A 23,651-nucleotide genomic window follows, 5' to 3' on the forward strand; every position below is an offset into this window, starting at 1 on the left:
CGGCTCGGGCGGGGCCGTAGCGCAGAGGTCGTCGCGCGCGGTCTCCAAAACCGCGAGGACGCCGGTTCGATTCCGGCCGGCTCCGCCTCGGGCACACGACAGCGGCGCCCGGGGGCACCGTCCTGCCGATGGCCCGGCAGCCAACGGCACCGGGCGATGGTGTCGTCGGCCTGCGTGTGATGACGTCTTGGACCCGGGTCAGCGACTCGGCGTCGACCGCGGTGGCGGTCGGCTTCAAGGTGCACGAGGACGCGGTGGTCGGGCCGGATTTCCTGATCAACGCCGCGCTCGGCGAGATGCTGCCGAGTCGGCCGGTGTGCCCGGCTTGGCGCCGGACGACGGGAGCTGACGGTCGGGCTCGTACCGGCCCGGACGGCGTCAGTGCCGATCCCTACTCGGACGACATCGGTCCTGTGCGGTGTTCCAGCCAGCGTCGACTCAGGTCTGTCCAGACTTCCTGGTACTGCAGATGGATCGGGTGGAGCCCGTCGTGTGTGAGGTCGTCGACGGCGGTCGTGGCCAGAAAGTGTTCGAGCTCGTCGGCGAGACGCTGGAACCGGTACTGCGTCTCTTCCATGAGGACCCAGCGCGATCTCCAGTTGAAGAACGGCTCGATGGCCCCCAGCAGGGTCCCCAGCGCCACGAGCGCGAACGCGAAACCCGCCCATACGTCGAGGTTCTGCAGGCCGAGGATCACAGTGGACGCTGCGGACAGCGTGAGTGTCAGCATCTTGATCACCGACGAGGACCGGCGGAAGCGCCTCTTCTTCCCGTGGGCGTACGCGTTGCCCTGCCGGATCTTGTCGAGCAGGCGGCCGGCGGCTTCCGCCGGCGTCAGACCTATTTCCGCCGGACCATTCGGTGCCATCTCGCCCCCACCACCGCTCGCCGCCGCCCCGCGCGGGCCGGCGGGCGTCGCCTCCGCGAAGACGTCGCCAACGGTCGCACGGGAGCGTCCCCCACTGTCAGCCCAGAGTGTAGATGCAGCGCTGCTCGCAGTTGCGGCTCGCCCTCACCCGCCGAACGGTCCGTCAACCAGTCGCTGTCGCTGTCGCAGCGACACCGCTCGGCATCCGGCCGGCGCAGGCCGGGTATAAGGGCCCTGTAAAAGCCGGCCGACCGGCCTGCGATGATCGTGGACACAACAATGAGCCAAAGGGGATGAAGCAAGTGATCAGTCGCAGGATCCTCCGTGCCATACCCGCTCTCGCGCTGGCCGGGCTGCTGCTGAGCCCGCAGGCGGCGGCTCAGGCTGCGCCGGTGACGGTTCGTCCGGTCGCGGTCGCCGCCGCTGTGGCGCAGCTTCCGGCGCAGGCAGCATCTGCGCAGGTCCAGCACTCGGCAGTGGGTTCCGCCAACCTCGTCGAGGGCGACAAGAAGAAGGACAAGAGCAAGAACAAGAAGAGCAAGAAGAAGGGCTTCTTCAAGAAGTTGGGCACCGCCGCTCTTGTCGGCACCGTCCTCATCGTTCTGCTCGTCATCGTCGTGATCGTCTTCGCCGCCCGGCGACGCCGCAGGGAGACGTGATCGCTCCTTCACCCATGTCCGGCTATCGCGGGTGGAGGGCGACGGAGAGCACCTGGGCGGCGGTGAAGCAGCCAGGCCCCCCGGGTGCGTGCGCCGCTCACTGGTACGGATCGAAGGGGATGCCCGGCGGTTTGGCCTTGGCGAGGTGGGAGGAGAAGGCGCCGTCCTTCAGGCCGAAGTGGGCACTGCCGAAGTCGGCCTGGCTGAGCTTCTCCCGGAGCGTCGCCGGGTAGCCCGACCAGCCGACGAGCGCGGGGAACTGCCAGGTGCGGCGGTGGTTCTCCGGCGGTTCGTCGTTCGTGTTCGCCGCACGGAAGCAGTGCGTGCCGATGCCGTCCTTGTGATAGACGATCTTGGGGTGCGTGCCGTCCCAGCGGATCTGGTCGCGCGCGTGGATCTCGAAGTCTCCGTGGGCGGAGGTGGCGACGTACTTCGCCTCGTTGCCCTGGATCCACACCACCACGTGCTCCCAGTCGTGGCGGTGGCCGCCGAGGCCGATGCCGGGGACGGCCTGATCCTTCTCGAAGTACAGCGCGTACACCACGGCGCACCAGCCGTTGTTGCAGGTGGCGCGGGAGTAGCCGTTGGTGTTGGCAAGGTCCGAGGCGTCGCGGCAGCCGCCGTCGAGGGCGCCGCTGGGCTTGAGACCTCCGTTCAGGACGCCGGTCGGGCCTATGGCGGGTGTCGGGTAGCAGCCGTCCGTGTCGTAGTCGTACGCCGGCTGGAAGGTCAGCTCGATGGCTTCGGCGTTGGCGGGGAGCGCCGGGGGCGGAGCCGCGAAGGCCGTCTGGGCGGTGGCAACGACCAGCGCGAGAGCGGCGCCGGCGACGAGGGATGATCTCCGGATGTGCTGGCTCGTCCGCAAAGCAGGCCTCCGGGCCGGTCGATTCGGGGGGCGGTCGGATCCCGGCTGTGTGGCCGGCGTGGCACAGCGAGCATCATTCGCGAACCCCGACGGCACGGCAAGGGTCGTGACACCAGCTGTTCACCCGTGATCGATCCTCGCAACAGGGTTGGTTTCAGGGCGAGTTGACGCCGTACGGGGGACCCGGAGCACCCCCGCCGCGCGGCGGCCGACGGGGTGAGCGGCGCCGAGCGGCGCCGCGAGCCGTCCGCCGGTGCCGTGACAGGACCTGCCGGACGCCTGTTACCGACACCTGGTTCCCGCGCGAAACAGTGATATGCATCACTACGCTCCAAGGGATGACGGAAGCATTACGTCCGCTCACGCTTCCCCGACATGTCGATATTTGTCCCACTGGAATCGACATTCCCCTCTTCATCGAAATGGGCATTTCGAGGAGCGGGACGTTCTGCGGCAACTCGCCCCGTCACAGGCGTGCCTGATGGTCGATATTCGTCTCGCGCAGCCGGCCGACCGGACGGCCAGCATGACTGTCCGCCCATTTCAAGCCCGCTGTACGGAGGTGCCGCGCGGGCCTGCGGCGAGACTTGCCAGCCCGTTCCGGGGCTTCTAAGAATGGCGGCCCGGCCCCGGCGCTCCAGCAGCTCAGGCGCAGGACGCATCGCAGAAACCAAGTGAGGTCACGCATGCAAAAGCACCGTAAAAAGCGGACGCACTACAAGAAAATAGCCATCGCCGCCGTCACGCTCGGCATCGTGGGCATACCCACGGCCGCCATGGCGTGCCTGAACACCCAGGAGGCGGGCTCGGCGAGGTCCGCCGGCCGGCACCACGGCATGCGCCCCTCCCACAGCGCCCCGTCCCCCAGCGAGTCGATCCAGACCCAGGCGGATCCGGTGGACGCCCCGGTCGAGACGGCACCGGCCGTGCCGGTCGAGCAGACCGAGCAGGCTCCCCAGACGACGGAGCCCACGGAACCGTCGACCGCCCCCGAGGCGCCGAAGCCCGCGCAGCCGGCCCCGGCCCGGCCGACGGCCCCGGCGACTCCGCAGAAGCCGAGCACCCCGACCGCCGCGCCCTCCGGCCCGGCCGCCGAGGTGGTGGCCCTCGTGAACAAGGAACGCGCGAAGGTCGGGTGCTCCGCGCTCACCGTCAATGCGAAGCTGACGGATGCCGCGCTGAAGCACAGCGAGGACATGGCCGCGCACGCCAACATGTCGCACACCGGGTCCGACGGCTCGGACCCGGGCCAGCGCATCACCCGTGTCGGCTACACCTGGACGACCTACGGCGAGAACGTCGCGTACGGCTACAACACACCCGAGCAGGTCATGGCCGGCTGGATGAACAGCCCCGGGCACCGGGAGAACATCCTCAACTGTGCCTTCAAGGAGATCGGCGTCGGCCTCGCGCAGCCGAACTTCTTCTGGACGCAGGACTTCGGCACGGCCCGCTAGCGGGAGGTATCGAGCACCCGAGGGAGGGCGTGGCCGGGGCCGGGGCGGCCGGGACCGCGCCGCCCCCACCCCCGCTCAGCCGACGGTGGTGCCCCCGATGGGCTCGGCCTGCTCGGTCACGGCGTCGCTCAGGTACTCCTCGCTGATGTGTCGGGGGCCGAACGGCCAGACCTTCTCGGTCTTCGCCCAGACGAGGAAGGCGACGCCCCCGAGGGCGAGCCAGGCCAGGGACCACTCGATGGGGTGGCGTCCCGGCGCGTTCCGGTCGGCGAAGCCGTAGATGACCAGCCAGCCGACCAGGGCGATCAGGCTGGGCAGCGGGTAGAGCCACATCCGGTACGGGCGGCGCAGCCCGGGCTGCCGCCTGCGCAGCACGCTCAGGGCCAGGATCTGGGCCAGCGCCTGCACCAGGACCATCACCGTGGTGAGCAGCTGGATGAGGGTGACCAGGTCGGTGTGACGGCCGATCAGGAAGCCGACGGCGGTGACGGCGCCCATGGTGGCCAGGCCCAGGACCGGGAAGCGGTGCTTCGCGTGGAGCTTGGCGTACGGGCGGAAGAAGACACGGTCGCGGGCGGCGTCGTACGGCACCCGGGAGCCGCCGAGCAGTCCGGCGAACACGGAGGCGAAGGCGGTGACGAGGATGAGGACGGTCACGACCTGGGCGGCGCCCTTGCCCCACGTCTCCTCCAGGACGGCGGAGGCGACGGAGGTCGACGCGATGTCCTTGGGGTCGAGCATCCGGTGCCAGTCGAGCACGCCGAGCGAGCCGATCTGGAGCAGCAGGTAGATGGCCATGATGCCGATGATGGAGAGGACGACGGAGCGCGGGATCGCACGCCCGGGATCCTTGATCTCCGCGCCCATGTAGGCGGTGGTGTTGTAGCCGAGGTAGTCGTAGATGCCGATGGTCAGGCCGCCGGCGAAACCGACCCAGAACGTGCTGTCGGTGAGGGAGAAGGCCCCCTCCGGGTAGCTGAAGGCCAGGTCGGCGCTGAAGTGCGTGGCCGCGGCGACGATGACCAGGCTCACGGCGGCGATCATGACGGCCCACATGACGGCAGTGATCTTGGCGATGTGCTCGATGCCCCGCCACAGCAGCAGGACCACCAGTGCGATCACGGCGAGCCCGACGAGGTCGCCGCCGGTCTGCCCGAGGTCCGGGACCAGGTAGCCGAGGTACTGGACGAACCCGACGACTCCGGTGGACATGATCAGCGGGATGAAGAGCATGGCGGTCCACACGAACAGGAAGGGCATGAGCCGCCCCGTACGGTACTGGAATGCCTGGCGCAGGTAGACGTAGCTGCCGCCGGAACCCGGCATCGACGCCCCGAGCTCGGCCCAGATGAGGCCGTCGGCGAGGGCGAGGACGGCGCCCGCGATGAAGCCGACGACGGCCTGCGGGCCGCCGAAGGCCGCGACCATGAGCGGGATCGTGACGAACGGTCCGATTCCACACATCTGGCTCATGTTGATGGCGGTGGCCTGGAACAGCCCGACATGGCGGACGAACCCGCCGCTCGGGGGTGGCGATCCGGACATGGGGACTCCCTGGACTGATGAGGGCATCGGGGGCTCGACCGTGGGGGCGGGCGCGTCGCGGGGCGCCTCGCGGCGCGGCGGACGCGATAAAATTAGGAACGTTTACTTAATCCGTCAAGGGATCGGCGCGCGGCGCCGTCGGCCGCCGATGGACCCGGCCGGCACCCAGGTCTTGCGCCATGCGTCCATTGGACTCATTATGTGCGTCCAATGGACGCATAACAGAGGGAGGCGGGCGTGGACCGGACGAAAGGCACCCGAGTGCAGCACGGCACGGACACGGAGACGGGTACGGAAACGGATACGGCAGGGAACTCGGGGTCGGGCGCGGCGGCGGGCGCCGGGCTGCGCGGGAGTGCGTTCGTGCCCCGGCAGGAGAACCTCGAGCTGCCCCTGCCGCCCGTGTTCACCGACCTGGCGCAGGAGCGCGAGCACCGCAAGCAGCGGCTCGCCGGAGCCTGCCGCATCTTCGGCCGCCTCGGCTTCTCCGAAGGCGTCGCGGGACACATCACCGTGCGGGATCCCGAGTACCCGGACATGTTCTGGGTCAATCCGTTCGGCATGTCCTTCCGGCACGTCCGCGTCAGCGACTTGATCCTCGTCGACCACGAGGGACAGGTCCGCCACGGCAGGCGCCCGGTCAACCGGGCCGGATTCGTGATCCATTCGGCCATCCACGCCGCCCGCCCCGACGTGATCGCCGCCTGTCACGCCCACGCCGTCCACGGGAAGGCGTTCTCCAGCCTGGGGCGCCTGCTGGACCCGATCACCCAGGACGCGTGCGCCGTGTACGAGCAGCACACCGTCCACCGGGACGGCGCCGGCGCCGTGGTGGTCGAGGAGGAGGCCGGCCGGCAGCTCGCCGCGGGGCTGGGGCCGCACAAGGCCGTCATCCACCAGAACCACGGCATCTTCACCGTCGGCGAATCGGTCGACGAGGCGGCCTGGTGGTTCATCTCCATGGAGCGCAGCGCCCAGGCCCAGCTGCTCGCGCAGGCCGCGGGCACCCCGCACCTGATCGAACCCGAGGCCGCCCGGCACACCCGGGACCAGACGGGATTCCCGCTCGCGGGCTGGTTCTCCTTCCAGCCCCTCTGGGACGAGATCTCCCGCACGGAACCCGACCTCTTCGAATAGGCGCCACCACCGATGACACTCCAGCCCGAAGCCGGGCCCGAGCCCGCCCCCGCCGAGCCCGCCCCCGCCGAGCCCGGCTCCGCCGCCTGGTGGCAGGCGCGGTACGCCGAACGCGACCGGCGCAGGCCCCGCCAGGGCGGGCTCACGCTCGACCGGATCACCGCGGGCGCGCTCGAACTGGCCGACCATGAGGGCCTGGAGGCGCTCACGATGCGCCGGCTCGGCGACCACCTCCAGGTCCGCCACACCTCGCTCTACCGGCACGTCGCGAGCCGCGAGGAACTGCTGATCGAGACGGTCGACCACATGCTGGGGGAGATCCGGCTGCCCTCGCTCGACGGGGACTGGCGGGCCGGACTGGAAGGCGGGGCCCGGGAGTTCCGCCGGGTCCTCGCGGCGCACCCGGCGGTCGTCCCGCTGCTGACCGCCGGTCAGCTGCTCGGCCCCAACGCCCTGCGGGCCCGTGAGCACGCCCTCGGACAGCTCCTCGCCCACGGGTGGGCCCCGCGGTCGGCCGTCCACGTCTACCTCACGGTCACCCACTTCGTGATCGGCGCCGCCGTGCTCGACTCCGGGGGAGCGGCCCGTACCGCCGATCAGCGTGCCGCGATGGCCGGACTGTTCGCCTCCCTCTCCCCGCGCACCCACCCGGTGGTCCACCGCCACGCCGAACTGCTCAACTCGCTCGACGCCGAAGCCGAGTTCACGTTCGGCCTGCGGGCGCTCCTGTACGGGGTGGGCCACCTCCATGACGAGGAGGCCCACGCATGACCTACGGCATTGCGGACGACATGAGCGACGGCACGACCGGCCGCATCACCGGCCCGCGCGTCCTGCCGCCGCTGCGCCGCTGGACCGAGGGCGGCAGCACCGTACGGGTCGACGGCCACTCGGTCTTCGTACGCCAGGACGGGCCCGCGCACGGCTCGCCCGTCACCCTCGTCCACGGCTTCCCGACCTCCTCCCACGACTGGGCCGCCGTCGTCCCCGCGCTGGTCGCGGCCGGACTCCGGGTCACCACGCTGGACCTGCTCGGCTTCGGGGAGAGCGACAAGCCCCGGCGCCACCGCTACTCGGTGCTCGACCAGGCCTCGCTGGTCGAGGAGGTCTGGCGGCGGTACGGAATCGGCAGTACCGCTCTGGTCGCACACGACTACGGGGTGAGCGTCGGCCAGGAGCTGCTGGCCCGCGACCCGGCCCGGATCACCCGCATGGCCTGGCTCAACGGCGGCCTCTACCCGGATCTGCACCGCCCCGTGCCGATCCAGCGCCTGCTGCACGGCCCGCTGGGTCCGCTGCTGGCGCCCCTCACCACGGAGCGCCGGTTCGCCGCGTCCCTGCGCGCCGTGTTCGGGCGGCCGGTCCACGACGAGGACCTGCACGACCTGTGGGCGGCCGCGTCCCGGGCCGGCGGCCACCGCCTCGCCCCGCGGCTGCTGCGCTACATCGACGAGCGCCGCCGGCATGCCGCGCGCTGGACCTCGGCCCTGGAGGGCCACCCCGGACCCGCGCTGTTCGTGTGGGGACCCGCCGACCCGATCAGCGGGGCCCACGCACTCCCCCGGATCCGGGCCCGCATGCCGCAGGCCCGGGTCGTGGAGCTCGCCGGGCCGCCACCCGTCGGGCACTACCCGCAGCTGGAGGATCCCGAAGCGGTGGCGGCCGCGCTCACGGCGTTCCTGGCGCCCTGAGCCGGCCCCGAGGTTCCACCGGTCAAGGCGTACGGGCATCAGGACGTCAGGACATCATGCCGATCAACGAGGCGGCGCGAGGGATAATGGCACTCTCGCCCCCGGCCGCTGGAGCCCAGGATGTCTTCGCTCGCCTCGCTGATCAGCATCGACCGCTCCAGCCCGGTTCCCCTGTACTTCCAGGTGGCCGTGCGGCTGGAGGAGCTGATCGCCGGCGGCGAGCTGCCCCCGGGATCCCGGCTGGAGAACGAGGTCGCCCTGGCCGGTGACCTGGGCCTGTCCCGTCCCACCATGCGGCAGGCCATCCAGCATCTCGTCGACAAGGGGCTGCTGGTCCGCAAGCGCGGCGTCGGCACGCAGGTCGTGCACAGCAGGGTCCGCCGCCAGGTCGAACTGACCAGCCTCCACGACGACCTGCTCCGCGCCGACCGGCATCCGCACACCGAGGTGCTGTCGATGGAGCGCGTCCCCGCCGCGGACGAGGTGGCGGCGGCGCTGCGCCTGCCGCCGGGCAGCGAGGTCGTCGCGCTCGAGCGGCTGCGCTACGCGGACGGCGAGCCGCTCGCCCTGCTGCGCAACCACGTCCCCGTCGAGCTGTGCCGGTTCACGGTGGCGGACCTGGCGGACCGGGGCCTGTACGAGCTGCTGCGCGCGGCCGGTACCCGGCTGAGCCTGGCCGACCAGTCGATCACCGCGCGGCGGGCGTCCACCGCCGAGGCCCGGCTGCTCTCCGAGGTCCGGGGCGCCCCGCTGCTGGCCATGCGGCGCACGGCGTACGACAGCGACGGCCGCCCCGTGGAGTACGGCGACCACCTCTACCGGGCCTCGCTCTACTCCTTCGAAATCACCCTCATGGCGCGCTGAGGCGTACGCCCGCGCCCGTCACGGTTCGATCTCACACACCCAAGAACCAAGTCCGTATGTCTTGACATACTGACTTGCGCGGGACGAAGGTGATGCCACATCGCTGCGGCACACCCACCCGCCACCCGGGGTGCCCCAGCGGCCGGCGCACGTACTCCCCTTCAGGGCCGACACCTCGCCTCCGGCCCCGCAGCCCCTCATCGGAGGTCGCACCCCATGAACGTGAACCACTCCGCACCCGCACACCGCCCCTCCGCGTCCCGCAGACGCACCCTGCCCCGCCTGCTGCCCACCGCCGCGGTCGCCGTGGCACTCGCCTTCGCCGCCGCCTGCAGCGGCCCCGCCGCCGAGGGCGGTTCGGCCAAGAGTCCGGCCGCCGACGCGTCCGGCGCCAAGCCGGCTCCCGGAAACGGATCCCTGCACATCGCGGTGATCAGCCACGGCGGTCCGGGCGACGCCTTCTGGAACGTGGTGAAGAACGGTTCCACCGACGCGGGCAAGCAGCTCGGCGTACAGGTGGACTACAACTCCGACCCGGACCCGTCCGGCCAGGCCAAACTGATCGACAACGCGGTGGCCCAGCACGTCGGCGGCCTGGTCGTCTCGATGGCCAACCCCGACGCACTGCAGAGCTCGGTCAAGGCCGCCGTCGCAGCCGGCATCCCGGTGATCACCATCAACTCGGGATCCGCCAAGAGCCGGGAGTTCGGTGCCATCGGGCACGTCGGCCAGGAGGAATCGGTCGCCGGCGAGGGCGCGGGCGCCAAGCTCAAGCAGAGCGGGCGGCACAAGGTCCTCTGTGTGATCCACGAGGCCGGGAACATCGGCCTCAACCAGCGCTGCGACGGCGCCCGCAAGGGCTTCGGCGGCGACGTGGTCAACCTCCAGGTCGACGCGGCCAACCCGACCGACGTACTGTCCCGGATCCGCGGCGCCCTCCAGGCCGACCCCGCGGTCGACGGCGTCCTGACCCTCAACGCCCAGATAGCCGCGACGGCCACCGAGGCGGTCAAGGCCCTGGGCTCCAAGGCGCAGGTCGCCACTTTCGACCTCAACGCCGATGTGATCGGCGCCGTCAAGGCCGGCACCATCGCCTTCGCCGTGGACCAGCAGCAGTACGAGCAGGGCTACCTGCCCGTCGTCATGCTGAAGCTCCAGCACGACAACGGCAACACCGTCGGCGGGGGCCTGCCCGTTCTCACCGGCCCCGCCTTCGTCGATGCGTCCAACGTCGACCAGGTGGCGAAGTACGCGGCCCGGGGCACCCGATGACGGCGACCTCCCCCGCCCCGACCACCCCCGCCGCCCCGCAGCAGGGTTCCGCCCCCGACGAGCGGCTCGCCCGGCGCGGCCCGCTGGGCCGGTTGCTGCTGCGGCCCGAACTCGGCGCCCTCCTCGGCGCGTTGCTCGTCTTCACCTTCTTCTCCGCGGTCACCGGCCAGTTCCTCAGCCCGCTGGGCGCGGCGACCTGGCTCGACGACTCGGCGACGCTCGGCATCGTCGCGGTGGCCGTCGCACTGCTCATGATCGGCGGCGAGTTCGACCTCTCGGCCGGTGTGATGACGGCTTCGACCGCCCTGGTGACCGCGCTGCTCTCCGTCGAGCTCGGCTGGAACGTCTGGCTCGCGCTCCTCGTCTCGCTGGCCTTCGCCCTCGGCGTGGGAGCCCTCAACGGCTGGCTCGTCATGCGCACCGGCCTGCCGAGCTTCATCGTCACCCTCGGCTCGTTCCTGGCCCTCCAGGGCCTCAATCTCGGCGTGACCCGCGCGGTGACGGGGACCGTGCAGGTCAGCGGTATGCGCAGCGCGCAGGGCTTCGAATCGGCAGGCTACGTGTTCGCCTCCACCGTCGACATCGGGGGCACGTCGTTCCAGATCTCGCTGGTGTGGTGGGTCGTGGCGACGGCACTCGCCTCGCTCGTACTGATGCGCACCCGCGGCGGAAACTGGATCTTCGCCGTGGGCGGCTCGGCACTGAGTGCCCGTCAGGTGGGCGTGCCCGTCGAGCGTACGAAGATCACGCTGTTCATGACCACGGCGGCCGCGGCCTGGCTCGTCGGCACCATCAACATCCTGCGGTTCACCACCGTTCAGGCCAACCAGGGCGTCGGGCTGGAGTTCCAGTACATCATCGCCGCGGTCATCGGCGGCTGCCTGATGACCGGCGGGTACGGCTCGGCGGTCGGCGCCGCGATCGGCGCGCTCATCTTCGGCATGGCCCGCCAGGGCATCGTCTTCGCCCAGTGGAACAGCGACTGGTTCATGGCATTCCTCGGCGTGATGCTGCTCTCCGCCGTCCTGGTGAACAACACGTTCCGGCGTCGGGCGGAAAGGGTACGGCGATGAAGGACGCATCCCGGGCGGTACGCCCGCTGCTGGAGGCCAAGGGCATCGGCAAGTCGTACGGCTCCGTCATCGCCCTGCGCGACGTGAGCGCGGTCGTCAATCCCGGCCAGGTCACCTGCGTACTGGGCGACAACGGAGCCGGCAAGTCCACGCTGATCAAGATCCTGGCCGGTGCGCACCAGCACACCGGCGGCGAACTGCTCCTCGACGGGAAGCCGGTGCACTTCCCCTCACCGCGCGCGGCGCTCGACCGGGGTATCGCGACGGTGTTCCAGGACCTCTCGGTCGTGCCGCTGATGAGTGTGTGGCGCAACTTCTTCCTGGGCTCCGAGCCCGTACGCGGCTTCGGGCCGGTGCGCCTCCTCGACCGGAAGTACGGCCGGGAGACGGCCCGTACGGCACTGCGCGAGATGGGCATCGACCTGCGTGACGTCGAACAGCCGGTCGGGACGCTGTCGGGCGGCGAGCGGCAGTGCGTCGCCATCGCCCGGGCGGTCCACTTCGGAGCCCGGGTGCTCATTCTGGACGAGCCGACCGCGGCGCTCGGCGTCAAGCAGGCCGGTGTGGTGCTGCGTTACGTGGCGCAGGCACGGGACCGGGGTCTCGGCGTGGTCCTGATCACGCACAACCCGCACCACGCCTACCCGGTCGGCGACCGGTTCCTGCTCCTCAAGCGGGGCCGCAGCCTGGGCTGTTTCGAGAAGGCCGACATCTCGCTGGCCGAGCTGACCCGCCAGATGGCCGGCGGGGCCGAACTCGAGGCCCTGGAGCACGAGCTCCGCGCGCCCGCCCCGGCGCCCGCCGACTGACGACAGTCCCGCTCCCTCCCTCCTCCCCTCCCCTGATCTCCGCTCCATCGAAGCTCCGTCGAAAGGCGACACCATGCGCGTCGGTCTTCTGGGAACGGGCCGTATCGGCTCCTTCCACGCCAGAACACTGGCCACCCACCCCGCGGTCACCGAGCTGCTCGTGGCCGACACCGATCCCGCCCGCGCGCACGACGCGGCGGACGGCCTCGCGGACGCCCCGGCATCCGTCGCCGCGCTCGACTCGGTCGAGGCCGTGCTGCGGGCAGGCGTCGACGCCGTGGTCATCGCGACCGCCACGGACGCCCATTCGGATCTGATCATCCGCGCCGCCCGGGCCGGGCTCCCCACCTACTGCGAGAAGCCGATCGCCACCGACGTCCCGGGCACGATCGCGGCGCTGCGCGAGGTGGAACGCTGCGGCACCGCCCTCCAGCTCGGCTTCCAGCGGCGCTTCGACGCCGGGTACGTCGCCGTCCGCGAGGCGGTCCGCAGCGGCGGCCTCGGCTTCGTGCACACCATCCGGGCCGTCACCGCCGACCCGGCCCCGCCCCCGGCCTCGTACGTCCCCACCTCCGGCGGGCTCTTCCGGGACTGCTGCGTCCACGACTTCGACATCGTCCGCTGGGTCACCGGCCGCGAGGTCGTCAGCGTCTTCGCCACCGGCTCCAACCTCGGCGAGCCGTTCTTCTCCGAGGCCGGTGACGTCGACACGGCCGCCGCGCTCCTGACCCTCGACGACGGCACCCTGGTCAGCTGCAACGCCACGCGCTACAACGGTGCCGGGTACGACGTGCGCATGGAGGTCTCCGGCAGCCGGGGCACCCTGGTCGCCGGCCTCGACGCCCGGGCTCCCCTGACCTCGGCGGAACCCGAAGGCCCCAAGGCCCCCGCCGATCCCTGGCCCGATTTCCTCGCCCGCTTCCACGACGCGTACGTCGCCGAGCTGGACGCCTTCCTCGATGTCGCGCGGGGCGTGCGCCCCAGCCCGTGCACCGGGCACGACGCCCTCGAGGCACTGCTCGTCGCCGAGGCCTGCGAACGCTCCCGGCGGCTCGGCAGCCCGGTCCGCGTCGACGACGTCCGCGCCGAGGCCGAAGCCGAAGGGGACGCCCGATGAACACGACGGACACCTCCCGGCCCCTGGCCGGCCGGATCGCCGCGGCCCCGATCTCCTGGGGCGTGTGCGAGGTCCCCGGCTGGGGCCATCAGATGGAGCCCGCCCGGGTGCTGCGCGAGATGCGGGAACTGGGCATCGCGGCCACCGAGTTCGGGCCCGACGGATTCCTTCCGGACGCCCCCGACCAGCGCCTCGCCGTACTCGGCGCGCACGGCATGCGCGCGGTGGGCGGCTTCGTCCCCGCCGTGCTGCACGATCCGGATTTCGATCCGCTCCCGGCGGTCCGCGCCGCCCTCGCCGCCTTCGCCGCCTGCTCCGCGGACACCCTCGTGCTCGCCGCGGCCACCGGCCTGGACGGGTACGACAGCCGCCCGGGCCTCGGCGCCGACGGCTGGCGCACCCTCCTCGCCCGTCTCGACTCCATCAACGCCGTCGCCCGCGAGTACGGCATCACCGCCACCCTCCACCCCCATGTGGGCACGATGGTCGAGCGGGTGGACGAGGTCCTGCGCGTGCTCGACGGCAGCGACGTCCCGCTCTGCCTGGACACCGGCCACCTCCTCGTCGGCGGCACGGACCCCCTCGCGCTGGCCCGCCGGGCCGCCGACCGGATCGCCCACGTCCACCTCAAGGACGTCGACGCGGCGACGGCCGAGCAGGTCCGCGCCGGACGGCTCGGCTACACCGCCGCCGTCGCAGCCGGCATGTACCGACCGCTCGGCCGGGGCGACGCACAGATCGCGGAACTGGTCGGGGTGCTGGAGGGCAGCGGTTACGACGGCTGGTACGTCATGGAGCAGGACGCCGTCCTCACCGCCGAGCCCGCGCCCGGCGAGGGGCCGGTCCGCGACGTCACCGCGGGGCTGCGGTTCCTCGCCGGCCCGGGCGCCGGCCAGTGGGCGGTCGGCCGATGAGCGCCGCGGGCATCGCCGGGGGCGGGGGCCGGACCCCGTCGTACGACCTGGTGGCCCTGGGGCGCGTGGGGGTCGACCTCTATCCGCAGCAGACCGGCGTGCCCCTGGCCGACGTGCGGACCTTCGCCAAATCGCTCGGCGGCACGGCCACCAACGTCGCCGTGGCCGCCACCCGGCACGGTCTGCGCACCGCGGTCGTCACCGGGGTCGGGGACGACCCCTTCGGCCCGTACGTACGGCAGACCCTGCGCGCGTTCGGCGTCGACGACCGCCAGGTGGTCACCGTCCCCGGCACGCAGACCCCCGTGGTCTTCTGCGAGATGCACCCGCCGGACGACTTCCCGCTCGTCTTCTACCGGCGGCCCGTCGCCCCCGACCAGTGCATCGCCCCGGACGCCCTGGACCTCGACGTCGTCCGTGCCGCGGCGATCGTCTGGATCACCGGCGGCGGACTGGCCGTCGACCCGTCACGGACCACCACCCTGCTCGCGGCGGCCCAGCGCGCGCCCGAGGCCGACGTGGTGTTCGACCTCGACTGGCGCCCGTCCTTCTGGGACGACCCGTCGCAGGCCCCCGCCTGGTACGCCCGGGGGCTGGAACTGGCCACCGTGGCCGTCGGCAACCGCGACGAGACCGAGGTCGCCGTCGGTACCCGGGACCCCGACCGGGCCGCCGACCTGCTGCTGGAGCGGGGCGTACGGCTCGCCGTCGTCAAACAGGGGCCGGCGGGCGTCCTGGCCCGTACCGCCAGTGATGAGGTCCGGGTCTCCCCCTTGGCGGTCAAGGTCGTCAACGGACTGGGCGCCGGTGATGCATTCGGCGGCGCGCTGGCCGCCGGGCTGCGCCGGGGCCGGTCGCTGCGGGAGGTCGTCGAGACGGCCAACGCGGCCGGCGCCCTCGTCGCCGGGCGCCTCGCGTGCGCCGACGACATGCCCGAACCCCACGAGATCCAGGCGCTGCTCGCCCGCCACTGGCGGCGGCGCCCCGACGATCCGGTCCTGGCCGTTCCGCCGGCCGCACACCGGCTCAAGGACTCCCGTACCGAAGGCCACCGAGAGATGATCGTATGACCGAGATGTCCGTGGCCGCCGCGCCGACCGCATGCTCCCCGCCCGTCCTGCGGCGGCCGTTCGACCTCAGCTCCCTCACCGAGCTGCGGGCCTGCGATCCCGAGGCCGTCCGGCGGCTGGTCCGCCAGCGCCCGCGGTTCGACCGGGAACGGCTGGCCCGCCCGATGTTCGTCCTGGCCGCCGACCATCCGGCGCGCGGCGCCATGGCCGCCGGCGGCGACCCCGCCGCCATGGGCGACCGGCACGAGCTGCTGGCCCGCTGCGCCGAGGCACTGGCCCGTCCCGGTGTGGACGGCTTCCTCGGCACCGCCGACCTGGTCGAGGACCTGACGCTGCTCGGGGCCCTCGACGGCAAGCTGGTGCTCGGCTCGATGAACCGGGGCGGTCTGAGCGGCGCCACGTTCGAGATGGACGACCGGTTCACGGGGTACGACGCCGCCGGCATCGCCGACTCCGGTCTCGACGGCGGGAAGATGCTGCTGCGCATCGATCCGCACGACTCGCGCACCATCCGGACCCTGGAGAGCGCCGCCCGGGCGGTGGACGCCCTGAACGAGCGATCCCTCATGGCCATGATCGAACCGTTCAGCTCGCGCCGGCAGCGGGGCAGGATCGTCAACCTGCTGACCGCGGACGAGCAGATGTGGGCGAACAACATCGCCCAGGGCCTGGGCCGTACGACCGCGCACACCTGGCTGAAGCTCCCGATCGTCGCGGACATGGAACGGATGATGTCCTCGACGACGCTGCCGACGATGCTGCTGGGCGGCGAGGGGGGCACGGACCGCGACGCCATGTACGAGTCCTGGCGCCAGGCCCTGCGCATCCCGCAGGTGCGCGGGCTCATGATCGGGCGCACCGTGCTGTATCCGCCGGACGGGGACGTCGCCCGGGCCGTCGACACGGCCGTCGGCCTGCTGGACCGCTGAACCCCCTGCCGCTCGTCCCGCCCCGCCCTCGCCCCGCCCCCGTACCTGGAGCACCACGTGACGCATCTCCACCTGCCCGACGGCGCCGCCGCGCGGGACGGGTACCGCTGCCGGATCGACCCGGAGTCCGCCGGCTGGACCCACACGTCCCTGCGCATCCTCGACCTGGCACCGGGCGGCTCCCACACCCTCGAAACCGGCGACAGCGAGTGGATCCTGCTGCCGCTCTCCGGCGCGGCCGAGGTCGTGTGCGAGGGGGGAAGGCTGCGGCTCCACGGCCGTCCGGACGTGTTCAGCGCCGTCAGCGATTTCGCGTACCTGCCGCGGGACGCGACGGCCCGGATCGACTCGGCGGAAGGGGGCCGTTTCGCGCTCTGCGGGGCCCGGTGCGCCTCGAAGCTGCCGTTTCGTTACGGACCGGCGTCGGGGGTGCCGGTCGAGGTCCGCGGGGCGGGCCGGGCCGCCCGCCAGGTCAACAACTTCGCCTCCGCCGAGGCCTTCGAGGCGGACCGGCTGATCGCGGTCGAGGTCCTGACCCCGGCCGGGAACTGGTCCTCGTACCCGCCGCACAAGCACGACGAGGACCGGCCGGGCGAGGAGTGCCGACTGGAGGAGATCTACTGGTTCGCCATCGGCGGGGGTCCGCTCGGCAGCGCGGGCAAGGGCGAGGGCACGGCCGAGGACAAGGGCATGGGGTACCACCGGGTGTACCCCTCGGGCGCGGGCGGTCGCTCGGACGTCCTGGCCGAAGTCCGCACGGGTGACGCCGTCCTGGTCCCCGACGGCTGGCACGGCCCGTCCATGGCCGCCCCCGGCTACCCCCTGTACTACCTCAACGTGATGGCCGGCCCGGGCGCCGAACGGCGCTGGCTGATCTGCGACGACCCCGCGCACGCCTGGGTCCGCGCGACCTGGCCGGACGAGCCCGCCGACCCCCGGCTGCCCCTCTACACCGCCCCGTCCACGGAAGGCACGCGCTGATGCTGACCCCGCCCGACACCACCCCCGCGACCGGCTCCCCCGCGGGCACGGTCCGGCTCACCACCGCCCAGGCGCTCGTACGCTTCCTCTCCTGCCAGTACACGGAGCGCGACGGCCACCGGCAGCGCCTGATCACGGCCTGCTGGGGCATCTTCGGGCACGGGAACGTGGCCGGCCTCGGCCAGGCGCTGGTCGAGGCGGCGGCGCAGGACCCGGCGTGCCTTCCCTTCCTCCAGGGCCGCAACGAGCAGTCGATGGTCCATGCCGCCGTCGGGTACGCCCGCCAGAGCGGGCGCCTGAGCACGCACGCGGTGACCACCTCGATCGGCCCCGGTGCGACCAACCTGGTCACGGGGGCCGCCCTCGCCACGATCAACCGGATCCCGGTACTGCTCCTGCCCGGTGACGTCTTCGCCGGCCGCCCGGCCGACCCCGTACTGCAGCAGCTCGAGACCCCGTGGGCCGGCGACGTGAGCGTGAACGACACGCTCCGGCCGGTCTCCCGCTTCTTCGACCGCATCTGGCGGCCGGAAATGCTGATCCCGGCGGCGCTCCAGGCGATGCGGGTGCTCACCGACCCCGTGGACACCGGTGCCGTCACCCTGGCCCTGCCCCAGGACGTCCAGGCGCAGGCCCACGACTGGCCTGCGGAGTTCTTCGCCGACCGGGTCTGGCACATCCGCCGCTCGCAGCCCGACCTCGGCGAACTGGAGCGCGCCGTACGGCTCGTCAGCGCCGCCGAGCGCCCGCTCATCGTGGCCGGCGGAGGCGTCCACCACAGCGACGCCGAGGACGCGCTGCGCGCGCTGGCCGACGCCACCGGGATCCCGGTGGCCGAGACCCAGGCCGGCCGGGGCGCGCTGGACTGGGACCATCCGTGCGCCCTCGGCGGCCTCGGCCACACCGGGACGGCGGCGGCCAACGCGGTGGCGCGACGGGCCGACGTGGTGATCGGGGTCGGCACCCGCTGGAGCGACTTCACCACGGCCTCGGCCACGCTGTTCGCCGAGCCCGGCGTCCGGTTCGTCAACGTCAACGTCGCCGCCTCGGACGGGCACAAGCTCGCCGGGCAGCCGCTGATCGCCGATGCCCGCGTCGCCTTGGAGGCGCTGACCGCGCGCCTGGGCACGTACCGGGTCCCGGAGAGCCATCGCGCGCAGTACAGCGACGGGGTGGCCCGCTGGCAGCGCGCCGTCGACGAGGCCGTCGCCGCCCCCGACGGCAACCGCCCGCCCACGCAGGCCCAACTGCTCGGCGTCCTGGGCGAACTCATGGAGCCGACCGACGTCGTCGTCAACGCGGCCGGATCCATGCCGGGCGACCTCCACAGGCTGTGGCGTCCGCGCGAGCGCCGTCAGTACCACGTCGAGTACGGCTACTCGTGCATGGGCTACGAGATCCCGGCCGCGCTCGGGGTCCGGCTCGCCGCGCCGGAGCGCGAGGTGTTCGCGCTGGTGGGCGACGGCACGTACCTGATGATGCCGACGGAACTCGTGACGGCCGTCCAGGAGGGCATCAAGATCATCCCGGTGCTGGTGCAGAACCACGGCTACGCGTCCATCGGCGCCCTGTCCGAGAGCGTGGGCGCGGAACGCTACGGCACCGACTACCGCTTCCGCACGGCCGACGGCCGCTATGCGGGCCCTCCGCTGCCGGTCGACCTCGCCGCGAACATGGAGAGCCTGGGGGTCGACGTGCTGTGCCCGCGCACGGTCGCGGAGTTGCGGCAGGCAGTGCTCGACGCCAGGAAGGCGGAGCGGCCCACGGCGATCTACGTCGAGACCGTTCCCCCGGCGCCGGACCTGCCGGCCCTGGAGTCCCACGCCTGGTGGGAGGTCGCGGTGGCGGAGGTCTCCGCGTCCCCCGCCGCCCGCGAGGCCCGGGAGCGCTACGAGACCGAGAGGCGCGCCCAGCGCCGGCACCTGTGACCGGCACGGCGGCCCTCAGTGGCGCAGAGCTGCGTCGAGCTCGTGGCGGAGCCGGTCCAGCCGGCTGCGCCCCGGGGTGAAGACCGGCATCTGCCGCAGGATCCCGCGGACTTCCGGCGGGGCGTGTGCGATCGCCCACCGGATCTCCTCGTCGCCGGCGCCGGTGTCCTCGTCCGCCGCGAGCTCGCGAGCGCGTGCCACGTACATGGCGGGCCCCAGGGCGTGTTTCGCCTGGTGCGGGGTGGCCAGGGCATGGATGTATGGGGTCGCCGCCGCGTAGCCCGCGGCGCGTGCGGCGGCAGTGGCAGCCGGATCGCCGACTTCGCGTGCGGCGGTGAGGGCCGCGAGGGCGAGGGAGCGCAGCGGCCCCTTCCGCAGCTCCTCGCGCGCGTAGGAGCGGATGCCCTCGACGGCCTCGCGCGGGCGGGTGTCGGAGGGAGCCTCCGCCTCGAACAGCGGGAGCACCCGCTCGGCGCAGTCGGCGGCCCAGCGTCCGAGGGACCTGCGGTCTTCCTCGCTGATGGTCACACTGTTCACCCGCACATCCTGCCGGTTGCGGTGTCCCCTGTCGCCGCAATTGCGTCCTGCCGGGGTGCGGGGGTGCCGGACACCGGCAGCCGGGCGACCCGGCTGCCGGTGTCCGAAGGGCCCCGGCCCGGTATCACCAGAGCACGGGCATCCGCTCGGGGATGCGCTTCATGAACCCGGTGCGCCACACGAGCTGCTCGATCGGCACGGCGAGGTCGAGGCCGGGCAGCCGCTCGAGGAGGACCTCGACGGCGATCTGAGCGTGCCGCTTGCCGAGGGCGGTGGCGGGGCAGTAGTGGCCGCCTCCGCCGAACGACAGGTGCGCGTTCGGGTTCGGCCGGTCGAGGCGCACGGTGTGCGGGTCCTCGAACTCGGCGGGGTCGTGGTTGGCGGCCTCGACCAGGACGAGGACGAGCTCCCCCTGCTGCACGGTGACGTCACCGAGCTGCATGGTCTCGGTGGCGATGCGGGGCAGGCCGTCGGCGATCGACAGGTTGATGCGCAGCAGTTCGTCCACTGCGGCCGGGATGAGGGCCGGGTCGGCGATCAACCGGTCCTTGAGTTCGGGGTGCTGGATCAGGGACACGAGTGCCATGCTGAGGAAGCCCATGACGCTGATGACGCCCGCGCCGAACATCGTGACGCCGACGGTGGCGAGCATCTCGTCCGTCAGGTGCGCGTAGTCGGGGTCGTCCCGCAGGGCCGCGAGTTCGGCCATGAGGCCCGTCGTCGCCGGGTCGTTGAGACGGTCGATCATGTGGCCCATGTCGCGGTCCCAGTTGATGCCCGCCGCCGGGATGGTGCGGGGGCTGTTCATGAACGCGACGTGCAGCGACCGGTAGAGGTCGGGGCCGTCGCTCTGGGGGATGCCGAGGATGTGGCAGTGCAGCCCGGTGGAATACGGGACGGTGAAGTCGCGGCGCAGGTCCCCGGGCACGCCCGTCGCGACCAACTGGTCCACGAGCTCGTGCGCGTGGCCGGTCAGCCACTCCTCCAGCCCGGGGGCCTTCGGGTTGAGGGCCTTCATCACGGCCTTGCGCAGTCCGGCGCCCGTGATGTTCCCCATGTTGTTGACCACCTCCGGGGGGATGGTCAGCGCGTACTGGCGGGGCGCGCCCGGGGCGGACGTGTCCTTGAGGGAGAACCGGGGGTCGTCGAGCACCTGCCTGCACAGGCGATACGAGGACACCAGCCAGGCCTCTGCTCCGGCGATGGTGCGGACCTTCTTGACCGGCTCGTCGGTGAGCAGGTGCGCGATCTCGTCGGGCAGTCGCGTGCCGTTGGCGTCGAACGGGAACCGGGTGAGCTCGTCGGCCGCGGCGGCCGGGGCGGGGTCGATGGTGGTGGTCATGCGGAGCGGTCCTGTTCTTCGGGTGCTTCGGCGGGGGTGATGACGGCGTGGCCCTGATTGCGCGAGGCACGCAGACCCCAGCCCCGTGCGTACAGCAGCTCTGCCAACGGCAGGGCCTGGTGGTAGCAGTTGAGCGAGGAGGAGACCCCGAGGATGGCCGGGGTGTCGAGGAACAGGGGTACCTCGGCGCACACGTACTTGATGCACACCTCGCGCTGCAGCTCGGTGGGCGGTTGGCCGTTCAGCTTGTCGGCGAGGAAGCGTGCCGCGAGTTGGTCGCACACCTCGCGGAACTCGGGGTCGTCGGTCATGAGGGTGTCGAGCCGGGAGCGGATGCGCTGGTAGGCCGGCAGCTCCAGGAGCGCGGACATGGGCCGTCCGCGCAGCCGCTCTCCTTCGGGGTCGAGGGTGGCGACGGCAGCGGTGACCTTGGCGCGGACGCCGCGGAGGTTCTTCACCGCCTTGCGCTGCGCTTCGACCTCGGGATAGCCGAGGGCCACGAACATCTCGGCCACGTGCATGTCGGTCCAGATGAGATCGACCTGCCGGAAGTGTTCGAGCCCCCACCGGGCGAGATCGAGCACCCGGTCGTGGGTGAAGTACGAGTTCCCGGAGGAGATGCCTATGACGGCGTGGTCACCCTCGTCGTGGATCACCTGGCAGTGAGGCGTATAGGGACGGACGGCGAAGATGCCTTGAATGGCAGTCGTCAACGTGAGTAATTCCCCTGCACCGCGAGTCCCAACAGGGCCTTGTGCCCTGGGTGTGGCGGCGCGAGACACGACGGTAGCCGAGAAACCATCAGATGATCTAGAGCTACCGGCTGGTTACTCTACGGATTTCGTTGTGGTCGGCGGCATGCCCCGAAGGCGGGCGGGCGCTGACGGCACCGACGGTTTACCCACAGGTCACCTGCTCGACATTCGCCCGGATCTGCGGATTCCGGCACCTGGCCGCGCGTCGTCACGCGGTCGGCGACCCGCCCGTCTGTAGCCTGTCGGTCCGGCGGCACACCGACCCACTCCGTGGAGGCCCGAATGACCCGTGTGCGCAGGCGCATCCTGCCTGCGGCCGCCGTGATCGCGGCTCTCGCGCCGGGTGCCACGGCGTGTTCGGGCGACACCACGCCCTCCGACGTCGCGTCGAAGGCGGCCTCCGCCGTGGCCTCGGTGGGAGCGGATCTGAATGCCGCGGCGGCCGAGGCGAAGAAGAAGCTCGACGGCGTGAAGGACGGGGTGGACGCGAAGGGCGACGTCCGGCTCAGAACACCGTCCAAGGACGCCGACGGGCACGCCTCCGTACGGGTCACGGTGTCCAACACCGCCACGAGCACGAAGTCGTTCGCGGTCCAGGTCGATTTCCGCGACACCGGCGGGAACCTGCTCGACACGGTCGTGGTCACCCTCTCGGACGTCGCCCCAGGGGCAGCCGGTGAGGGAACGGCCCGCAGCAACCGGGGGCTGTCGGGCGACGTCAAAGCCGACATGGGAACCGCTCTGCGTTACTGAACCCGCGGCGGGTTCCGGGCCGCATCCGCGTTCGCCGCCGTGGTTCCCGGGTAGGCGGTTCGCGTGAGCTATGTGACGCGAGGCAAGGAGTACTCCCGCGACGACCGGTACCTCACCACCCGGATCACCGCCGACGGACGCGACGGATTCCCCGTGGAGCCCGGGCGCTACCGTCTGGTGGTCAGCCGTGCCTGTCCCTGGGCCGGCCGGGCCGTGATCGTACGGCGGCTCCTCGGGCTGGAGGCGGCTCTGCCCATGGCCGTCGCCGGACCCCTGCACGACGAGCGCAGCTGGCGGTTCGACCTCGATCCGGGGGGCCGCGACCCGGTGCTCGGGATCGAGCGCCTGCAGGAGGCGTACCTCGCCCGCGATCCGGGCTACGACCGGGGCATCACCGTACCGGCGATCGTGGACGTACCGACCGGTCAGGTCGTGACCAACGACGTTCCGCAGATCACGATCGACCTGTCGCGGGAATGGAAGCCGTACCACCGCAACGGCGCGCCGGCGCTCTACCCGCCCGCGCTTCGGCCGGAGATCGACGCGGTGAACGAGGCCGTGTACCGGGACGTGAACAACGGCGTCTACCGGGCCGGGTTCGCCGGGTCGCAGGAGGCGTACGCCGATGCGTACGAGCGGCTGTTCGGCCGGCTCGACCGGCTCTCCACACGGCTGCAGGGCTCGCGCTATCTCGTCGGGGACACGATCACGGAGGCGGACGTGCGGCTGTTCACCACGCTCGTCCGGTTCGATGCCGTCTACCACGGCCATTGCAAGTGCAACCGGCAGAAGCTGTCCGAGATGCCGGTGATCTGGGCCTACGCCCGGGACCTGTTCCAGACACCCGGATTCGGCGACACGGTGGACTTCGACCACATCAAGAGGCACTACTTCACCGTGCACGACGACATCAACCCGACCGGGATCGTACCCCTCGGCCCGGACCTGTCGGGCTGGCTCGAACCCCACGGCCGCGCAGCCCTGGGCGGGCGGCCGTTCGGCGACGGCACACCACCCGGCCCCGTCACGGCCGCGGAGGCCGTCCCGGCCGACCACACCCCGCTCACCCCGTGAGCCGGTGACGA

General features: G+C 71.9%; 23 protein-coding genes and 1 tRNA gene. 18 read left to right on the forward strand and 6 right to left on the reverse strand.

Annotated features, from left to right (window positions below; genetic code table 11):
• Window positions 1-10 precede the first annotated feature (10 nt).
• Window positions 11-85 (forward strand) — tRNA-Trp (locus OG299_RS04485).
• A 306-nt stretch (window positions 86-391) separates the two neighbouring features.
• Here the strand turns inward: OG299_RS04485 and OG299_RS04490 are convergent.
• Window positions 392-868: a DUF4231 domain-containing protein gene (locus tag OG299_RS04490; protein WP_327360557.1), complete on the reverse strand. Its 477-nt coding sequence runs from the start codon at window positions 866-868 to the stop codon at window positions 392-394.
• A 293-nt stretch (window positions 869-1,161) separates the two neighbouring features.
• Here OG299_RS04490 and OG299_RS04495 point away from each other — a divergent pair, with 293 nt between their 5' ends.
• Window positions 1,162-1,527 (forward strand): hypothetical protein, encoded by a 366-nt coding sequence (locus tag OG299_RS04495; RefSeq protein ID WP_327360558.1) that lies wholly within the window; start codon window positions 1,162-1,164, stop codon window positions 1,525-1,527.
• A gap of 97 nt (window positions 1,528-1,624) precedes the next feature.
• On the opposite strand, the gene OG299_RS04500 is transcribed toward OG299_RS04495, so the two are convergent.
• Window positions 1,625-2,392: an NPP1 family protein gene (locus OG299_RS04500; RefSeq protein WP_327360559.1), complete on the reverse strand. Its 768-nt coding sequence runs from the start codon at window positions 2,390-2,392 to the stop codon at window positions 1,625-1,627.
• 686 nt (window positions 2,393-3,078) lie between these two features.
• Here OG299_RS04500 and OG299_RS04505 point away from each other — a divergent pair.
• Window positions 3,079-3,849, forward strand: coding sequence for a CAP domain-containing protein (locus tag OG299_RS04505; RefSeq protein WP_327360560.1), 771 nt, complete (start codon window positions 3,079-3,081; stop codon window positions 3,847-3,849).
• Window positions 3,850-3,924: 75 nt separating this feature from the next.
• Here the strand turns inward: OG299_RS04505 and OG299_RS04510 are convergent, their stop codons facing one another.
• Complete coding sequence (locus tag OG299_RS04510; protein WP_327360561.1) at window positions 3,925-5,394, reverse strand: APC family permease; 1,470 nt, start codon at window positions 5,392-5,394, stop codon at window positions 3,925-3,927.
• Window positions 5,395-5,757: 363 nt separating this feature from the next.
• On the opposite strand from OG299_RS04510, the gene OG299_RS04515 reads away from it, so the two are divergent.
• The 13 genes from OG299_RS04515 to iolD all read left to right on the forward strand — a co-directional run bounded on the left by OG299_RS04515 (window position 5,758) and on the right by iolD (window position 19,179).
• Entirely contained in the window at window positions 5,758-6,531 is a 774-nt protein-coding gene (locus tag OG299_RS04515) for a class II aldolase/adducin family protein (RefSeq protein ID WP_327364452.1), read from the forward strand.
• A gap of 12 nt (window positions 6,532-6,543) precedes the next feature.
• The gene (locus OG299_RS04520; protein WP_327360562.1) at window positions 6,544-7,302 is read left to right on the forward strand and encodes a TetR/AcrR family transcriptional regulator; all 759 of its coding nucleotides are present in this window, start codon (window positions 6,544-6,546) and stop codon (window positions 7,300-7,302) included.
• On the forward strand, window positions 7,299-8,222 hold the full coding sequence (locus tag OG299_RS04525) for an alpha/beta fold hydrolase (RefSeq protein WP_327360563.1): 924 nt from the start codon (window positions 7,299-7,301) through the stop codon (window positions 8,220-8,222). The genes OG299_RS04520 and OG299_RS04525 overlap by 4 nt, the downstream gene beginning before the upstream one ends.
• Window positions 8,223-8,342: 120 nt before the next feature.
• Complete coding sequence (locus OG299_RS04530; RefSeq protein WP_327360564.1) at window positions 8,343-9,086, forward strand: GntR family transcriptional regulator; 744 nt, start codon at window positions 8,343-8,345, stop codon at window positions 9,084-9,086.
• Window positions 9,087-9,302: 216 nt separating this feature from the next.
• Window positions 9,303-10,358, forward strand: coding sequence for a sugar ABC transporter substrate-binding protein (locus OG299_RS04535; protein ID WP_327360565.1), 1,056 nt, complete (start codon window positions 9,303-9,305; stop codon window positions 10,356-10,358).
• Window positions 10,355-11,431 carry an ABC transporter permease gene (locus OG299_RS04540; RefSeq protein ID WP_327360566.1) on the forward strand — a complete coding sequence of 359 codons (1,077 nt, stop codon included), beginning with the start codon at window positions 10,355-10,357 and terminating at the stop codon, window positions 11,429-11,431. Before OG299_RS04535 ends, OG299_RS04540 begins: the two co-directional genes overlap by 4 nt.
• Window positions 11,428-12,240, forward strand: coding sequence for an ATP-binding cassette domain-containing protein (locus tag OG299_RS04545; protein ID WP_327360567.1), 813 nt, complete (start codon window positions 11,428-11,430; stop codon window positions 12,238-12,240). The genes OG299_RS04540 and OG299_RS04545 overlap by 4 nt, the downstream gene beginning before the upstream one ends.
• Window positions 12,241-12,313: 73 nt before the next feature.
• Window positions 12,314-13,357, forward strand: a complete 1,044-nt coding sequence (locus OG299_RS04550; RefSeq protein ID WP_327360568.1) for a Gfo/Idh/MocA family protein — start codon at window positions 12,314-12,316, stop codon at window positions 13,355-13,357.
• Complete coding sequence (locus OG299_RS04555; RefSeq protein WP_327360569.1) at window positions 13,354-14,271, forward strand: TIM barrel protein; 918 nt, start codon at window positions 13,354-13,356, stop codon at window positions 14,269-14,271. The genes OG299_RS04550 and OG299_RS04555 overlap by 4 nt, the downstream gene beginning before the upstream one ends.
• On the forward strand, window positions 14,268-15,341 hold the full coding sequence (gene iolC, locus OG299_RS04560; RefSeq protein ID WP_327360570.1) for a 5-dehydro-2-deoxygluconokinase: 1,074 nt from the start codon (window positions 14,268-14,270) through the stop codon (window positions 15,339-15,341). Before OG299_RS04555 ends, iolC begins: the two co-directional genes overlap by 4 nt.
• 5 nt (window positions 15,342-15,346) lie before the next feature.
• Window positions 15,347-16,270 carry a Cgl0159 family (beta/alpha)8-fold protein gene (locus tag OG299_RS04565; protein WP_266637971.1) on the forward strand — a complete coding sequence of 308 codons (924 nt, stop codon included), beginning with the start codon at window positions 15,347-15,349 and terminating at the stop codon, window positions 16,268-16,270.
• Window positions 16,271-16,327: 57 nt separating this feature from the next.
• Window positions 16,328-17,251, forward strand: coding sequence for a 5-deoxy-glucuronate isomerase (gene iolB / locus OG299_RS04570; protein WP_327360571.1), 924 nt, complete (start codon window positions 16,328-16,330; stop codon window positions 17,249-17,251).
• Window positions 17,251-19,179: a 3D-(3,5/4)-trihydroxycyclohexane-1,2-dione acylhydrolase (decyclizing) gene (gene iolD / locus OG299_RS04575; protein ID WP_327360572.1), complete on the forward strand. Its 1,929-nt coding sequence runs from the start codon at window positions 17,251-17,253 to the stop codon at window positions 19,177-19,179. Before iolB ends, iolD begins: the two co-directional genes overlap by 1 nt.
• A gap of 15 nt (window positions 19,180-19,194) precedes the next feature.
• Here iolD and OG299_RS04580 read toward each other — a convergent pair whose 3' ends face one another.
• The 3 genes from OG299_RS04580 to OG299_RS04590 all read right to left on the reverse strand — a co-directional run bounded on the left by OG299_RS04580 (window position 19,195) and on the right by OG299_RS04590 (window position 21,771).
• Window positions 19,195-19,716, reverse strand: coding sequence for a putative immunity protein (locus OG299_RS04580; protein ID WP_266637955.1), 522 nt, complete (start codon window positions 19,714-19,716; stop codon window positions 19,195-19,197).
• A 124-nt stretch (window positions 19,717-19,840) separates the two neighbouring features.
• The gene (locus OG299_RS04585) at window positions 19,841-21,058 is read right to left on the reverse strand and encodes a cytochrome P450 (protein ID WP_327360573.1); all 1,218 of its coding nucleotides are present in this window, start codon (window positions 21,056-21,058) and stop codon (window positions 19,841-19,843) included.
• Window positions 21,055-21,771, reverse strand: a complete 717-nt coding sequence (locus tag OG299_RS04590) for a cyclodityrosine synthase (RefSeq protein WP_266637951.1) — start codon at window positions 21,769-21,771, stop codon at window positions 21,055-21,057. Before OG299_RS04590 ends, OG299_RS04585 begins: the two co-directional genes overlap by 4 nt.
• Before the next feature lie 324 nt (window positions 21,772-22,095).
• Between OG299_RS04590 and OG299_RS04595 the strand changes: the two genes are divergently transcribed.
• Window positions 22,096-22,566 (forward strand): hypothetical protein, encoded by a 471-nt coding sequence (locus OG299_RS04595; protein WP_327360574.1) that lies wholly within the window; start codon window positions 22,096-22,098, stop codon window positions 22,564-22,566.
• A 72-nt stretch (window positions 22,567-22,638) separates the two neighbouring features.
• Window positions 22,639-23,640, forward strand: a complete 1,002-nt coding sequence (locus tag OG299_RS04600; RefSeq protein ID WP_327364453.1) for a glutathione S-transferase family protein — start codon at window positions 22,639-22,641, stop codon at window positions 23,638-23,640.
• Window positions 23,641-23,651 lie beyond the last annotated feature (11 nt).

The sequence above is a fragment of the Streptomyces sp. NBC_01296 genome, assembly GCF_035984415.1.
GTDB lineage: Bacteria > Actinomycetota > Actinomycetes > Streptomycetales > Streptomycetaceae > Streptomyces.

Bases quoted from the DNA above. Each gene is read 5' to 3' on its own strand.
- OG299_RS04490 (WP_327360557.1), bottom strand. From the start codon at position 868: ATGGCACCGAATGGTCCGGCGGAAATAGGTCTGACGCCGGCGGAAGCC.
- OG299_RS04495 (WP_327360558.1), top strand. From the start codon at position 1,162: ATGAAGCAAGTGATCAGTCGCAGGATCCTCCGTGCCATACCCGCTCTC.
- OG299_RS04505 (WP_327360560.1), top strand. From the start codon at position 3,079: ATGCAAAAGCACCGTAAAAAGCGGACGCACTACAAGAAAATAGCCATC.
- OG299_RS04510 (WP_327360561.1), bottom strand. From the start codon at position 5,394: ATGTCCGGATCGCCACCCCCGAGCGGCGGGTTCGTCCGCCATGTCGGG.
- OG299_RS04520 (WP_327360562.1), top strand. From the start codon at position 6,544: ATGACACTCCAGCCCGAAGCCGGGCCCGAGCCCGCCCCCGCCGAGCCC.
- OG299_RS04525 (WP_327360563.1), top strand. From the start codon at position 7,299: ATGACCTACGGCATTGCGGACGACATGAGCGACGGCACGACCGGCCGC.
- OG299_RS04530 (WP_327360564.1), top strand. From the start codon at position 8,343: ATGTCTTCGCTCGCCTCGCTGATCAGCATCGACCGCTCCAGCCCGGTT.
- OG299_RS04535 (WP_327360565.1), top strand. From the start codon at position 9,303: ATGAACGTGAACCACTCCGCACCCGCACACCGCCCCTCCGCGTCCCGC.
- OG299_RS04540 (WP_327360566.1), top strand. From the start codon at position 10,355: ATGACGGCGACCTCCCCCGCCCCGACCACCCCCGCCGCCCCGCAGCAG.
- OG299_RS04545 (WP_327360567.1), top strand. From the start codon at position 11,428: ATGAAGGACGCATCCCGGGCGGTACGCCCGCTGCTGGAGGCCAAGGGC.
- OG299_RS04550 (WP_327360568.1), top strand. From the start codon at position 12,314: ATGCGCGTCGGTCTTCTGGGAACGGGCCGTATCGGCTCCTTCCACGCC.
- OG299_RS04555 (WP_327360569.1), top strand. From the start codon at position 13,354: ATGAACACGACGGACACCTCCCGGCCCCTGGCCGGCCGGATCGCCGCG.
- iolC (WP_327360570.1), top strand. From the start codon at position 14,268: ATGAGCGCCGCGGGCATCGCCGGGGGCGGGGGCCGGACCCCGTCGTAC.
- OG299_RS04565 (WP_266637971.1), top strand. From the start codon at position 15,347: ATGTCCGTGGCCGCCGCGCCGACCGCATGCTCCCCGCCCGTCCTGCGG.
- iolD (WP_327360572.1), top strand. From the start codon at position 17,251: ATGCTGACCCCGCCCGACACCACCCCCGCGACCGGCTCCCCCGCGGGC.
- OG299_RS04585 (WP_327360573.1), bottom strand. From the start codon at position 21,058: ATGACCACCACCATCGACCCCGCCCCGGCCGCCGCGGCCGACGAGCTC.
- OG299_RS04595 (WP_327360574.1), top strand. From the start codon at position 22,096: ATGACCCGTGTGCGCAGGCGCATCCTGCCTGCGGCCGCCGTGATCGCG.